6 protein-coding genes are annotated in these 14780 nt (G+C 69.6%); all 6 read right to left on the bottom strand.

The genetic code is table 11. From position 1 onward, the window contains the following. Positions 1-659 precede the first annotated feature (659 nt). The gene (locus BCD48_RS51150) at positions 660-1679 is read right to left on the bottom strand and encodes a hypothetical protein (protein WP_083418424.1); all 1020 of its coding nucleotides are present in this window, start codon (positions 1677-1679) and stop codon (positions 660-662) included. A gap of 197 nt (positions 1680-1876) precedes the next feature. After that, positions 1877-2155 (bottom strand): hypothetical protein, encoded by a 279-nt coding sequence (locus BCD48_RS10095; protein ID WP_071048090.1) that lies wholly within the window; start codon positions 2153-2155, stop codon positions 1877-1879. Next, positions 2152-4833: an SUMF1/EgtB/PvdO family nonheme iron enzyme gene (locus BCD48_RS10090; protein WP_071048089.1), complete on the bottom strand. Its 2682-nt coding sequence runs from the start codon at positions 4831-4833 to the stop codon at positions 2152-2154. Before BCD48_RS10090 ends, BCD48_RS10095 begins: the two co-directional genes overlap by 4 nt. Next, the gene (locus BCD48_RS10085; RefSeq protein WP_071048093.1) at positions 4830-5642 is read right to left on the bottom strand and encodes a class I SAM-dependent methyltransferase; all 813 of its coding nucleotides are present in this window, start codon (positions 5640-5642) and stop codon (positions 4830-4832) included. The genes BCD48_RS10090 and BCD48_RS10085 overlap by 4 nt, the downstream gene beginning before the upstream one ends. 315 nt (positions 5643-5957) lie before the next feature. Next, a complete protein-coding gene (locus tag BCD48_RS10080) occupies positions 5958-11021 on the bottom strand; it encodes a DEAD/DEAH box helicase (protein ID WP_071048088.1) in 5064 nt (1687 codons plus the stop codon). Further along, complete coding sequence (locus tag BCD48_RS10075; protein ID WP_071048087.1) at positions 11018-14656, bottom strand: hypothetical protein; 3639 nt, start codon at positions 14654-14656, stop codon at positions 11018-11020. The genes BCD48_RS10080 and BCD48_RS10075 overlap by 4 nt, the downstream gene beginning before the upstream one ends. Positions 14657-14780: the final 124 nt, after the last annotated feature.

Here is a 14780-nt window from a genome sequence, read left to right as displayed (position 1 = left end):
GTCCAGCCGGCCTCCAAGCCGGCTCTCCATTGCGGCAAGGACGCGCTGCCGTCGTTCCAGGCCGGCCGCGGCGGTCCAGCCGGTCTCCAAGCCGGCTCTCCATTGCGGCCCTGGAACGTGGCCTGGACTATTTGCATGACATTGCGCGTCCAGCCGGCCTCCAAGCCGGTTCTCCATTGCGGCGTCGTCAGCAAGCGCGAGGTGCCCGACGGCATCCGGTCCAGCCGGCCTCCAAGCCGGCTCTCCATTGCGGCATGCCGGTTTCAGCGGTTCACCATCCGAGAGTGACTCCGTCGCCACGCGACGAGCCTCCGTGGGAGGCCGTATACCGCTCGGCACTGGAGCCGAAGGCCCATGTCCTGCTGCGACCGCCGGCGATGCAGAGCGGTTGGTCTGCCGGGGAGACTGCTCGTTGGGACGCACAGTTCCCAGCGGACCAGGCGCCGTGCTGTTCGTGGAGGTCGGTGGTGACGCCGCGTCTGGTCGTGGGCAGAGTCCTGCGGGCCGCCGGACGTGACCTGCGGCGCTGAACCCGCCGGCCGGCTGGCGGCCAAAAGCCGTCGGCGGAGTCCGGGATCGCCTTCGCGTCACGGTCGACTCCGGCTGACCAGGTCGAGAGCGGAACGCCGATCCGTTCTCCGGCGAGCCGGGCTACTCGTTCATGAGTCGAGTGCGCGCAGTGAGCGCAGCAGGAGTCGGCCGAGGCGGGTGAGCAGGAGGGCGCTGGTTCCGGCCGTCGCTGCGGCGATGCCGATCAGGATGTCGGGCCAGGTGTTGGCGCCAAGCACCTGGAGGATGGCGAAGGCGGCGCCGAAAGGGAGTCCTACGACAGTGAGGATGCCGAGGGCTGCGCCGACGCGCTGGCTTTCCTGAGTCTGGGCGATGCGATTGAGGTCGGCGATCTCGTTGAGGACGGCGTCGAACTTCTCGGGGAGGTGGTGCTGGGCCTGGTAGGCGGTCAGGAGGTCGTTCGCGTGGCTGTGGGTGCTGGCGTCACGTAGCCAGTAGATGGTGCGGAATTTCGCGACGCGGGTTTCGAGGCGAGCGAGGTGCCGGGTCAGGTCCTTCGCGTCGAACGCGAGCGCAGTCTCGTCGATGAGGGTCGCGATGGTGGTGTTCTGGATCATTCCGATGATGAGGGCGTCGGTGTAGGCCGCGTGCGCGTAGTACTGGGCGAACCCGAGGTAGGGGTCATCGTCGCCCTGGTCCGCGCGCAGCGCGAGGAAGGCGGCGCCGTCGCGGGCGACGAGGCCGCGCCAGTCGGCGGAGAGGGCGACGGTGCCGGCGAGGAGCTCGTCGGCGTGGTCTGGGTCGGGCGGGAAGTCGGCGCACGTCGTGCGGGACGCCAGCTGCCAGAGCCACTGGTCGGCGTTCGACCAGGCAACGACAGGTGCCGGGTCGTGGGGCATCGACGGTAGGCCGGCGGTGAAGGTCAGGAAGGCGACGGTGAAGACCTTCGCGCCGGCTTTCAGCGTTACCCACGCTGGCAGCAGGCTTTCGAAGTCCGGGGGCGTGGCTGTGCTGTCGCGGCGGTGGGCGATTGCGCGCAGGATATCGATGAGCTCAGGGGCGCCGGAGTACAGGTGGAAGACAACGAAAGCCTCGCCGAGGTGATCCGACGGGTTCGGAAGGACTATTTCGGCGCCGAAGACGACGCCTGCTGAGACCGGTGCGGACAAATACTGGTGCCAGCGGTGAGGCTGGTGGTCTGTTCCGTAGAGGATGCGGGCGCAGGCAGGGCTGAAGTAGGTGGCGCGGGTGGTGGCGTTCGCTTCGGCTTGGCGGTGGCGCAGCGGGAGCGGCCCAGTGGGCCAGTCGGGCGGGCTCGTGACGGTGGCGGGGCAGATGGCGACGAGGGAATGCCGACCGGTGGGGGCTATCGGTAGAATTCGTCGACCTCCGGCAGGTCAAGCCTGATAACGAAATGCGCGCGGCCAGTGTCCAGGTCGGTTTCGAATCGGACACGTTCCCCGAGGATGACGGTGCGGAATCCTTCGGTGACGATGTCGCTGTAGTCGAACCCATGGATGGCGCCGGTGTGGTCGTCGCGGACGAAGTAGGTCGCGGTGACGTTGTGAGGGCCGGCACCGAGGGGCTGGCGGTCGACGATGCGGCCGAACCGCTGACCTTCGCCGGGCGCGGTGTCGACGGTCATGCGATCTCCTGGACGCATCGGAAGCCGACGGCGTTGCTGGCACCGCGGCGCCGGTAGAGGGCTTTGGAGGAGGTCTGGACGGCGCGGTAGGGGTTGTCGTAGGAGCCGCCGCAGATCACGGCCGAGTTGATCTCGTCGAACACGGTGGCGGTCCATTCCCAGACGTTGCCGGCCATGCCGCGGATGCCGAACGGCGAGACGTTCGTGGGATGGCCGCTGACCGGAGTGGGGGAGCTGCCGCGAAGCTGGCCGCGGTCGATCTCGTCTTTCCAGACCTCATAGGTGATCAGCGGTCGGCCGCTGTATGAGTCGGCGCAGTTGACGGCGGCGAGGTCCAGGTTGTCGCCCCAGGGGAACAGTCGGCCGTCGGTCCCGCGGGCGGCGGCTTCCCACTCGACGCAGGTCGGCAGATGTTTGCCTTCGAAGCGGGCGAAGGCGTAGGCCGACCACCAGCTGACGCAGATGACCGGGTGGTCGTCGTAGCGGGGATCGGTGAAGTAGTCCGGGTTGCGTAGCCGCTCGGCCCAGGGCTCGTGGGTGTGCTCGGCGGGCACGTCCGGATGGTCGAAGGCAGCGCAGCCGTCTTGTTCGATCGCGGCCAAGAAGCGTTTGTACCGGCCGACCGTGACCGGGTGCTCGTCGAACAGCACTGGCTTCTCGATGCGTCTGAGCAGGAGACGGTGGCTGGGACCTACCAGGTAGGTCCCAGCGGGCAGCACCTGCGGCGACGCGGCGACGGGGTCGGTGCCGAGGTGGTGGAGGAAGCGCCGAACCTGCTCGGTGAGGAACGGTTCGCCACCGGCGAAGGCTGCGTCGCGGCCGGCTACGGCACGCAGATAGCGGGCGGCGAAGAACTCCTGGAACACCGTGTGGATTGGAGCGACCGTGTCTGGTCCGGCGGGCCGGAACAGCGGAGCGAGGAGAAATGTCTCGGCGGTGACTCGCCCGTCGGCGAAGCAGTCGATACCGATGTCAGTGCAGACCTCGGCAAGGGTGAACACCGACCGGTCGGCCAGGAACGCCGCGCCCAGAAGGCCGTCCAGCTTTGGTCCGATGTGGGCGAGCCCGCTGTCGGCAAGGACCTGGTCGACGCGCGCGGCTACAAGTCCGGCGAGCCGGCCAGTCTGCTCGCCGGCGAGTCCGCCGCCGTCGCCCCGACCGGTCTGCTCGGCCAACAGCAGCTCAAGCGGCGACACGGTGACGACCCGCGCCTCGCGGTGGACCTCGACGTCGTCGAGGCGGACGACGCTGAACCGCGGCAGCTCCAGCGGGTCGATCCCGCCAGCATGCAGCTGCTGCACGAGCTTCTCCGAGATCAGCGTCGAGCTGTTCAGCAAACGGCGAACCTGCGGCGAGTCCGCGAGGAACGAGTAACGCGACGACAGCACCACGGTCGACTCGGCCGACAGCGCCTGCGCAACGTCGGCGAACAGGTCGAGGAACGCCGGCAGGCTGGTCCCCTGCACTGCCTCGTCGATCGCGTCGAGCACGCACAGCACCGATCCAGCGCGGATCAGATAGAGGAACACGTCGAACACCCGGTTCTTCGGCACCTTTACGTACGGGCCCAGGACGCGGGTGACGAAGTCGGCGAACTGCTCGTCGTGACCCTTGAGGCTCATGTCCAGGTAGAACCGGTACCGATGCGCTGCCGGCGTGGCCCCGCCGACGGCGAGCTGACGCAGCAGAATCGTCTTCCCGCTGCCCGGGCCGCCGATGACCAGGATGTTCGCCGAGCTACCCGCGAGCCGGCGCAGGATCGCCGACGCGTCGTCCGTCTCGGTCACCGTCATCTCGCCCGTGCGCGGGTCGGTCTCCAGCACCTCGCCCGCGATCGTCACCGCCTCGGCGTTATTTGGTACCAGAGCGGGGGCCAGCGTGGCGAGGTGCGCCGGGATGTCGACGATCCGCTCGACAAACCGGTCGTAGGCAACGATCCGGATCTCGCCGTCCGCGTACGGAGCTGTGCCCGCCGGCGGCTCGTCGTCGACTACCAGGAACCGGGTCAGCTTCGGTAGCTGCGTCTGGAGCAGCTCGCCGCCGGTCGCGGCGATCAGCTGTTCCAGCTCATCCGGGCTGCGACCGAGGATGATCTCCACATAGTCGACCTGCAGCCCCGCCTGGCGGCAGAACAGCTGATAGACCGTGCTCTCCGACAGCTCGAACCGTTTGATCAGGCGATAGCCCAGCGTCGTGTAGAGACCGGCCAGGAACTCCGCCTTTCGCTCCACCAGCGGGTTCAGCGACGGCGCCTCCCCGGTGATCGCGGTGATGCCGGTGGAGGTGAACCATTCCAGCACGTCCAGCAGCCGCCGGACCGCCAGCAGACCGTCCTCCTCGGCGATGTCGTAGCCGTCGTGGGTCGAGCGGTTCCGTAGCCGCTGGATGTCGGTCAGCGCGTTGACGACGTTCGTGCTGCGGATATGCGGCCGGCAGCCCTTGATTAGATCATTCAGCGCCTTCCCGGACGGGTCCCCGACCACCCCGTGGTGCGTCCAAAGTTGCTTGAGCAGCCGCTCGGTGATCTTCCCGATGAGCGCGACCGTGTTCTCCGGATAGCCGTCCCCGAGCGAGCGGACTGGCCGCTCGAAGTCCAGGCCCAGATGCCGCGCGATCCGCGCATGCCCGTCCAGCTCCGTCCTTAGGCGGCGCAGCCGGTCATCGACCGTCTCGGTCACCGCCGGCCCCCATCCCGTCGGCCGACTACGAACGCGAACCTGTCCGGAAACACCAGCACAGGACCGGGATAGCGGGCGTCGATCTCAGCGATCCCTGCCGCGAGCTCGTCGTCGTCGAACATCGCCAACAGCGACATGTACCGGGACCTGACCATGCCCAGATACCGGTCCTTCGGAATCCGCAGCTCGAACTCCTGGTAGCCGACGGTCACGGCCAGGCCCGCGTCCCGCATATAGGCCGCGATGGCCTCCGGGTCCGGCTGCAGCTCCTCGAACCGCAGCAACGCCCCGTCGAACAACGGATACGAGATCGTCGTCGGCAACATCACGACCAGCAGCCGCCCACCCGGTGCGAGCAGATCGGCCAGCCCGGCGACCACCCACGACCTGTCCGCGGCCGCAACATGGTGAATCGCCTCCTTGACCACGACGGCGTCCAGCGAACTCGGCTCCACCAGCACCGATCGGCCCGTGGCGCCGCCGCCCCTGCCGGCGGCGTCTCCGGCGAGATCCTCAGCGGACGCATGGATCGCAACCAGGCCATCAACCTGAGGGAGCTGGCCGAGCATGCCCGTTGACGGGTCGACGCACAGCACCCGAGCCGACGGGCCGACGACATCCAGCAGCCTGCCCGCGAACAGGCCAGTACCGCAGCCCACATCCGCGACCCGGTCGCCCGGCGTCAGATCCAGCGACCCGGCGATGGCCCCAGACATCCAGTCGAGGAAGGCCTCGCTGTAGGCCCAGTTCTCGTCGTAGCTACCCGCCAGCCGCTCATAGTGCGCCGACGTCTCAGAGCCAGAAGCCAACCAGGACACCCCCCGGGGCAGCGGAGCCAGACGGATCGTAACCGACCCGTGGCGCACAGACTCCACAATCCGCGCAATCAGACGACGTCACCTGCTACGCCGATCTGTCGTCGGCCGTGGTTCCTCGTGGAACAGCCCTTCATTGAGGCCGTTTCTCTCCCGAGCCGGCCCGGCGCGCCGATCCGGGATCGCTGGCGCGCGGAGCCAGCGGAGGGCTGGCTAGAGGATGCGTCCAGGTTGAGGGTGGCAGGTCGTGTCCAGTCGCAGGGCGTTGGCCAGTTGCGGGATCTGCCGTGATCGACAGGTCCCGTGGTGTCACAGGGCGACGGCCAGCACCACCGTGTCGGCGAGATCGGCGCGGTTTGGAGCGCCTATCAGCGGGCTTATCTCGGCGGCGGTGAGGTCGCCGTCTTCGCGGACGAGGGCGAGGCGGCCGATGATCGGTTGACGGTCCGGGTTCTGGGCGAGAACGATCCGGCCGTCCCACAGGTCGATCTGACCGCGGGGCACCGTCTCGAAGACGAAGTCGGGTACGTCGATGACGCGGAACGGCACTCCTGGCGCGGTTGACGTCGTCACCGAATACGCGACCGCATCAGGCAGCGTGAACGCACGCACCGCCTCGGCGGCCCGCATCTCCGCATAGACCGTCGGTTCGCCGAGAAGGCGGGCGAGGACGTCGAGCGCGGTGCCGCGGCGAAGTGCCTCGTGGAACAGCTCGTTGCGGAAGACGCGCAGGCAGCGGTAGCAGCTGGTCTCCGGGCCGCATTCGCAGTCGCGGACGCGGGCCAGCGCGGCGCGCAGGACCGTGTCGAGGTTGCGGCCGAGGCGGTGCACGTTGCCGGCGCCGCCGGGCACAGTGTCGAAGATCATCATCGAGGTGGTGCCGTGCTCGTTGCGGAACAGCGTGCCGTCGATGTCGTCACGGGCGATCTCCAGAGATACCGAGGCGCCCTCGATGAGGGCGTAGAGCACAGAGCGCCACACCGATCCGTCGGCCCCTGCAGCGACCGGACCATCGACGGTGATCTCCAAGACGTCGGTCTCGTACTTGTGCGCGAGCGAGAGGGACTCCAGCGAGCCTCTGCATCCCTTGTCAGTCATCGGATGCCTGTGTTCCGTCGGACGGCGGGTCATCGCGGACTGGCCGAAGCCGCAGGTCTTGCAGATCAGGTAGCCCGCGCCGCCCGGTCCGTCATTGAGGCTGACCAGCTGGCCGCGGGTGCCCGATCGAGCTCGCACGGTCCCACCGGAAAGCTCGGCCTTGAAGTCCTCGACTTCGGCGCCCGAGGACACGACGTGGGTTCCGCCGTGCCAGGACCCCCGCGGCGGACTCGCGCCGGGCCGGCGCGGCTGGCGGCCGGCGACGAATCCGTGTTCGGGTAGGACGTAGCGGCGCGGCATCCCGGTCAACGGGGTGTCGCAGCGGGGGCAGGCCGGGTCGAGGGTGTCGATGGCGTCGCGGAAGTGCCCACAGGCGGGGCAGACGGTGTAGACGCGTCGTTCCAGGTCCCGGTTCGGCAGCCGGTAGACGCCAGCGGAGGTCCACAGCCGACCGCCGGCGACGATCTCCGCGCCGGGAGCGTACTCGTAGACGGCGCTGGTCAGGTCGCGGGAAAGCTCGATCTGGCTCGCCTCGGGCGCGGGGCTGTGGTTGACCCGCAGCTCGACGGTGTCGACCGGGAACCCATACTTCGGCAGGATGTTGCGGTTGGCGAGCAGGCCGATCAGGTCACGTTCCTCCAGCGTCCTGATGATCTTGCCATAGATGCGGGCGAGGTCGTCCTTGCGGTTGGCGAACGCATCCTGGCGCAGTTGCTCGTAGGTGGCCAGGTCACGGGTCAGCTCGGCCAGGACGTCCGTCAGCGACGTCTCGAGCTTCTCGATCCAGCTGCCGTCGGTGATCCCGAGATCTTCGCGTTCCGCTGGCGACGGGATGACCTTCGTGAGCGACTCGCTCACACCCTCCGGTACGGGACGCAGGAACGGGGCGACGCGCGTCGCTGGCACGCTGCCGTTCACGTCCGGTTTGAAGAACTCCCCGGCCTTACGCCACACCGTCCCGTACTGCTCGAACTGGTCGCGCCAGAACGCGGCGAGAGCGACCGAGTGCACGTGGCGGCGGTCAATGCGGGGATTCTCCAGCGGCACGAACGGCGCCCGCATCTGTCCAGCGATCATCCTTTCCGGTCTGGCGAACTGCGTGAGGTCATGGGAGCGACGCTGGGCGTAGGTCAGGACGAGAGCCGCAGATTCGGTGCGCCGCCCGGCACGCCCGGCACGCTGGATGTAGTTGGCTGTCGTCGGCGGCATGTTGCGCAGCACCACAGTCTGCAGCTCACCGACGTCAACGCCGAGCTCGAAGGTCGTCGAGCAGGACAGCGCGTTGAGCCGGCCGGCGATGAAGTCCTGCTGGATCTTCGCGGCCTGGTCGCTGCGCCACTGCGCTGTGTGCTCCTTTACGGTCAGCGGCACCGGGTCAATCGTGCGGTACAGCGTCCGGTAGTGGTGCTCATCGGTGGTTGCGTCCGGCAGCGACCACTCCCTCAGGCGGCCAGCGCAGTTCAGCGTGGGACACACCCCGGCGACGTTGACCCCGGCGATCAGCCGGCACCGGTCGCACTGCCACATCTGGTCGTCGGGGGTGACGAGTCGGGGGGCGAGGGCGGTGTGGTTGAGCTGGTAGACAACGCCGAGCTGGGCGGGGCTGAGGGCGGTCAACCACTTGCGCCGCGCGTCGTCGACAAGGAACTTCCACAGATGTTCGAGCAGGTCGAGTGGGTTGTCCTCGCGGCCGAGCACGGCGAGTATCCGGCCGAGGTAGTCGACCCGTCGGTTGGTGCCGCGGGTAGGTAGCCAGCTGAGCACCTTCTGCTTGGATTGCGCGCCCCGGGAGCGCAGATAGATCGGCCCGACTCGCGGCTCGAACACCTCGTCCTTCGGGTCGACCTCCTCCGGGGAACCCACGGCGCCCTGCCGCCGTACGCTGCGCAGGAGCTCCTCGATGAGCCCCCAGACCTGCTCGTTGGTCAGACCAAGGTCGAGCAGTGGCTTCGGGGCGGTCCACTCGGGTTTGCGCCGCAGGGCCCAGCGCAGCAGCCCGGTGCCCTCAAGAGACATCCGCTCGTCGAGGCTGAGCAGTTCCTGTTGCGCCCACGTCTCGACGACGCGCAGCTTGCCCTGCCTGGAGACGTCATCGTTGAAGACGCCCGCGTTCGTCGCGGCCTTCGCCGTGTGGGCGACGAGGTCGTCGCGGAGGACTTCCTCGTCGTCGTCCGCACGCCTCGTCGCGGCGATGAGCCCCTGGTACAGCAGTCGGCGGCGTTCGACGTCGGCGTAGGAGTCCTCCAGGTAGGGGGCGAAGTACGCGGCGGCCTGCCGGCTGTCCGAGAAGAACAGGATCTTGCGGCCGCCACCCGGCAGGCTGGCCTGCTCGGCATCCTCCATGGGTGGCAGCAGTTGGTAGAGCGCGGTGGCGAGCACGGCGACGGCGGCGTCGTTTCCACTTTCGAACGACCGGATGAGCCGTCCGCCGCGGCCTCCGCAACCCAGACAGGAAGACAGTTCGCTGCTTCCGGTCTTCGTGCTCAGTCGGCGGACAGGCCTGGCAGGGGCGCCGCCGCAGGCTGGGTCCGGGCAGGTGGTCACAGTGCCGGGTGTCAGGCATCCCGACTGGGTGCACAGCGACCATGGGTCGGCGGTCAGCTTGCTGTTCGACGCCGCGGTCGCGGCGTCGAGAAGGGTCTCGTCGTCCTCATCGCCGCTCGCGGCGACGTGTTCGTCGAGCAGCAGCCACATCCGGCGGCCCTCGTCGCGACCGCGACGAGAGCGGAAGACGGTCTTCTTTCCGATCGCCTCCGCGACACCCTGGAGGTGGACGGTGCCGCAGCGCCGGCAGGCAGCGAACTCGAACGCGGCTGCGTGGCACCGCTCGCACTGTTCCCGCCGGGTCAGGGTCACATGTGGGCCGGACTCGCCGAAGCAGGCGAACGCGCCCTCGGTCGCCCGAGCGAACAGGTGGAACCGGGCCGAGAGCACCGGGGTGCTCTCCTCGCCGCCTCGAGGGGTCTTCTTCCGGATGCGGGTTGCGTTGGCGAGCTGGACGAGCGCGGTCGTCTGCGCCTGCCCAGTCCGGGTGTCGACGTCGGGGAACAGGCCGATGGCGACGTCAGGCAGCGGCACGGGACCGTTCTTGAGCTGTTCCCGCAGCGCGCGGAGCCGCTTCTCGAGCGCGAGTGCCTCGCCGGGATCGTCGCCGTTGTAGCCGTGCGCCTGGGCGGCGGCGAGGATCGCCTCGTCGCGGTTCTCGGCGTCGCGGAGCGACGCGTAGCCGGCGGCGGGCAGCGGTCCCCAGACGGCGCCTTCCGGGACGGGCACTCGTTCGGAGACGACGAGGTCCTGGCGGGCCGGATCGTCGTCGATGTACTCGAACGGGGCGCTGAACATCGTCTGGGCGAATGTGGTGACCGCGTGGCGATCAGCGCCGACGGTCGCGCTGGTGGCGATGCAGCGCATGCCGTCGACGCGGGCTGGGTCTACGACCCGGTCGCGCAGCCGGCGGAGCAGCATCGCCAGCTCCGCGCCGCGGGTGCCGTCATAGACATGCGCCTCGTCGACGACGACGAACTGCCAGTGGCCGCCGTGCTCGCCCTGAAACAGGGTGAGGTCGAGCGGGCGCAGCAGTAGGTACTCAAGCATCGCGTAGTTCGTCAGCAAGAGGTGCGGTGGGGTGGCACGCATCTGCTCCCGGCTGAGCAGCTCGTTGGGTAGCACCGGCTCGCCCGGGTTCTGCAGCGCGAAGCGGGCCTTGGCGTCGTCGGTGCTGTCCTTGGTATCGCCGGTGTAGCGACCGAAGGTGATCTCCGGGCTGCCGGCGAGCAGCTTGCGTAGCCGCTTCATCTGGTCATTGGCCAGCGCGTTCATCGGGTACAGCAGCAGCGCGCGCACCCCGGGACCGAGGGTGCCGCTGGCGCGTTCGGCGGCCAGCTCGCTCAGGATCGGTAGCAGGAAGCTTTCCGTCTTGCCGGAACCGGTACCGGTGGCGACGATCAGGTTGCGGCCGGCGGCGGCCTTGCGGATCGCCTGCTCCTGGTGGCGATAGAGCGGCCGGTCGGGGTCTACGTCGATCCGCCCGTCAACGAGGCCGGAGTGCACAACCCCCTCGGTGGCCAGCTCGCCCAGCGTCGCCGAGGTCTGGTAGGGAGGGGTGGCTTCCAGCAGCGGGCCGCGGGTGATGCCGGTGCCGACTGCCTCGCCGATGGCGTCGTGTAGCGCGGCGGCCAGGGCAGGGTCCCGGGGCGCTATGAGCGATCGCAGGTACCGCTGGTAGGTGTTGACGATCGTCTCGCTGGCGTCCAACGGGTCGAGCCGGGCGGTCATCGGTCGCCTCTCAGTGCGCTGAGATCGTCGTGGGACGGGCTGCCGGGCCGCGCGGCCGGCGCGGAGCCAGATCGCGCCGCGGCGGCGCCTCGCAGGAGTAGTTCGGCGAGGACCAGGTCGATGGTCACCAGGTCCGGGGCGTGGTGGGCGAGCACAACATGCGCGGGCAGCACGTCGCGGTACGTCCGGGCGGCGGCGACGCCGCCACGAGACGCCCGCCGGGCGAGCCCGGCCAAGGCCATCGACAGCTCAGGCAGCGCCAGCCAGGGCTGGGACCTGCGCAGACCGTCGTCGGCCCGCCGGCTCGCGACCGCCCGGCCGAGCGCTGGTGCGCGCTCCAGTTCGGGAAGTACCTTGCCGAGCACTCCCAGGGCGGAGCCTGCCAGCGATACGACCTCAGGGCGCGTCCGAGCGTCGAACAACCGGCGCGCCGCGGCCATCCGAGTGCCGTGGTCGAGGAGCGCCCCGGGAACCACGGCACTCTCGCGCCAGAGGGACTCCAACTGCGCGGGTGGCATGGCGGCGAACCGAACAGCGTTCTCGTCGAAGCGGCTGACCCGGGCGTCACGGTCGGCGCCGCCGTCGAGGATGGTCAGCGCGGACTCGCCGGCAATCGCGCCGAGACGGTCGAGCTGCGCTTCCCGGCGCGGCGCGTCGTCGACCCAGCCGCGGTCGAACCGCCGCGGGTCGGCTGGGCCGCCGCTTCCCACGGGTCGGCCGGTGCGGAGCTGGCCGACGCCCGCGATGAGCGCGGCGAGCGGGCTCGCCGTCCACAGCGCCCATTCGGCGTCGGCGGAGACGTATGTCCCTGGCGGCAGTGCCGCCAGGCCGGCCTCGACCAGCGGCGCGACCAGGGCCGCCGCATCGAGGCGTGCTGTCAGCGACGCCTCCAGGGCTTCGGCCGGCCGGGCGGCCAGCAGACTGGCGACGGCCTGCCGGCCGTCGCCAGGCACCTCGTGCCGACGTAGGTCCGCGGCGACCTGGGTGAGCCGGAGCGCGGCGGTGGCACCGCCCGCGGAGCGGGGCAGATCGGCGCCGCCAGCGAGATAGGCCGACAACTCGACCTCGCCCGCCGGCATCCCGGAGTCCGCCGGTGGGCGCCACATGCGGTCGCGCAGCAGGTAGACGTCGTCCCGATCGGCGGGATCCGGCCAGTCAGGCCAGTCGCGCGGCAGCCACGGGTCGTCGACGCGAAGCATGACCAGCAGCGGACCCGCGTCGCGCAGCTCGGGTGGCAGTGGCGCGCGCCCTGCCGAGTCGAGGGCGACCAGCAGAGACTCCCGCCAGGGCGCAAAGAGCTGATAGCAGGCGGCGACTGCGTCGCTGACCCCCGCGAAACCGTCGGCCCGCAGCGCCTCCCCGCGTACCAGGCCATCCGGGCTGTCCGGGCCATCCACGGTGGCAGCCTGTCCGGCTGGCTCGACGGTGAGGCCGGTCGCCAGTCGGCGAGGAGAGAAGGTGGCGACGCGGAACCGGGCGCCGTCCACCAGATCGATGTCAACGACCGCACGCGGGTGTCGAGTGACGGTGTCGTGTAGTCGCGAGAGGTCGAACCGGGCGACTGTCGTCTGCCTGTCAAAGGCGCGTGGGATCCGCTGGTCGGGCATGCCGGCCGCCGAGACGACCAGCTCGGCCGGCACGTTCGCCGGCAGGCGGACAAGCAGCTCACCTCGGGCGTCGGTCTCGGCGTGCAGGGACAACGGCATGAACGACCAGTCGCCGCGGTCACCCGGAACGGCGTGCCGCACGGCCATGTGCGGGGCGCTGACCAGCAGGTCGTGCCTGTGGCTATGGGCCGCGACCGTCACGGTCTTGCCCACCTCATGGCCGCCGAGTTCGAGGCGACCGGGGACGACGGTGGCGCGTCCGCCCGCCGCGGCACAGGTGACGGTCAGCGTCGCCGGGTCCAGCCCACGGGGCCCCATCTCTCGCCAGGGCGGGGTAGCGCGCACGTCGAGCCCCTCCGCCAGCTGCACCACGCGCGTCAGGCCTCTGCCAAGGGGGCCACGCACCGTCAGCTCGTAGGAGCCCAGCAGAGGGCGTGGTACGTCCGCCCACGGGTCGACCGACCGGCTCGGAGATCCGTTGTCTCCCTCCGTGCCGACGGTGACGATCAGGGTGCTCAGGGACCCCGCCGCGCCGGGGCGTCGCACCCGGATCGTCCACGGGACGGGCACGCCCTCGACCGGCAGCGACAGCCGCGGTGGCGTGCCGAACATCAACCCGCCGACCGCGGTCTTGACGTCCCGTAGATGCGCGGGAAGGTCCAGGTGGGCCCGCCGGTTCGCGTGCACCGGGCGCAGTCGGTCGGCATAACCGATGGCGGGCACACCGGTCAGGTCGACGTGCCGCAGACGCCAGCCATGCCACCCGTATGGCGGCTCGATCTCGTCGAGCTCCCGGCCAGTCGCCGCCAGGTCGACCTGGCCCTGGAGTGGGTCCGCGGCCGGATGGAGCAGCCAGACCGAGCCTTGCGGTAGTGACTCCGCCGGGCCGATCAGCAGCCCATCCTTGGTGAAGACAAGCAGAGGGTCGTCCTTGTCGACCAGGCTGAGAATCGAGGGTAGCGGCGCGTCGCCGAGCCGCACCTCGATCGACCAGACCGGTTCGCTCAGTGGCAGCACCGTCTCGGCGGCGATCACGGTGCTGCCTGCCCAGGTCGGCCGGGTACGGACCCGATGCTGGATGGAGCCAATTCCCGAGCTCGTTGCTATGTGCCAGACGACGCGACCATCCTCGGTCCCGCCGACGACCGGCGGCAGCCACAGCGCGACCCCGTTGTCATAGGGCTCCAAGCGTAGATGGGGACGCCCGGCCAGTGTGGCGCCGGCATCGTCATCCTGCCTGGCCACCCCATCGATAGGGACTGCGGCGCGCGACCGGCGGAGAGAGGCCAGGTCGGCGGCGTCGGTGTCGGCGAACCGGATCGCCTCGTCGACGATCCGCCGCGGCAGGCCCAGCGCCGCCAGCTCGGTGCTTACCTGGTCAGGCAGGGCTAGCAGGTCGACGAGGTCGAGGCAACGGTCGACGAAGTCGGTCGCGTAGTCACCGCCTTCACACACGAATCGCAGCACCGGCTTGTCGACGCCGGTCAGTTGGCTTTCCGACGCGGCCCGCACCCAGGATTGGACCTCCCGCCCGGTGACGCCCGGCTCCCTACGCCTACGGCGGATCAGCAACCGCAGCAGGTCCGGCAGGCAGTAGACCGGCACCCCGCCGTGCATGAGGATCTCATCGACGTAGACCCTTGAGAGCCCGGGGAAACGGGCAAGGCCGAACCGGTCAAGGTTCGCGCGGAATGCCTCGGCCCAGTACTTCTGGTCGGGCTGAAGGCCGCGAAACCCGACCGCCTCCCAGGCGCCCGACCAGAAGTTCCCATGGTGGTAACCCCTCGCCCCGACTCCCGCGAGCCCCACGACCAGCGCGGCCGGGTACCGGTCGTACAGCAGCAAATGCCGCTGACTACCGGTTGTGCTCTTGTACAACCGCCCCAGGGAGCGCAGGACGTCCTGGACTTGGTCGTCTGGCACGTCCAGCTCCGCGACAAGCGACGCGGCCCGCAGTGCCTGGCGCCACTCGCCCTCGTAGGCGGCCACGACTTCCAGGCCGACGGCATGATCACTGCCGAACGTCACGGCACCCCCAATGCCCTCGCTCGCGGCGACTTCCCCCAACCGGGGCCGCGAGCACCCTCCAGAATGGCGCCGGCCGGCTTCGAATGCACGCGCCAATAGTCCAATGCGGGTCAACGCAGTGGCG

It is taken from the genome of Pseudofrankia coriaricola, from assembly GCF_001854805.1.
Classification (GTDB): Bacteria; Actinomycetota; Actinomycetes; order Frankiales; family Frankiaceae; genus Pseudofrankia.
Note: the sequence above shows the minus strand (reverse complement) of the source record. Positions and strands in the feature narration are given on the sequence as shown.

Bases quoted from the DNA above. Each gene is read 5' to 3' on its own strand.
- BCD48_RS10095 (WP_071048090.1), bottom strand. From the start codon at position 2,155: ATGACCGTCGACACCGCGCCCGGCGAAGGTCAGCGGTTCGGCCGCATC.
- BCD48_RS10080 (WP_071048088.1), bottom strand. From the start codon at position 11,021: ATGACCGCCCGGCTCGACCCGTTGGACGCCAGCGAGACGATCGTCAAC.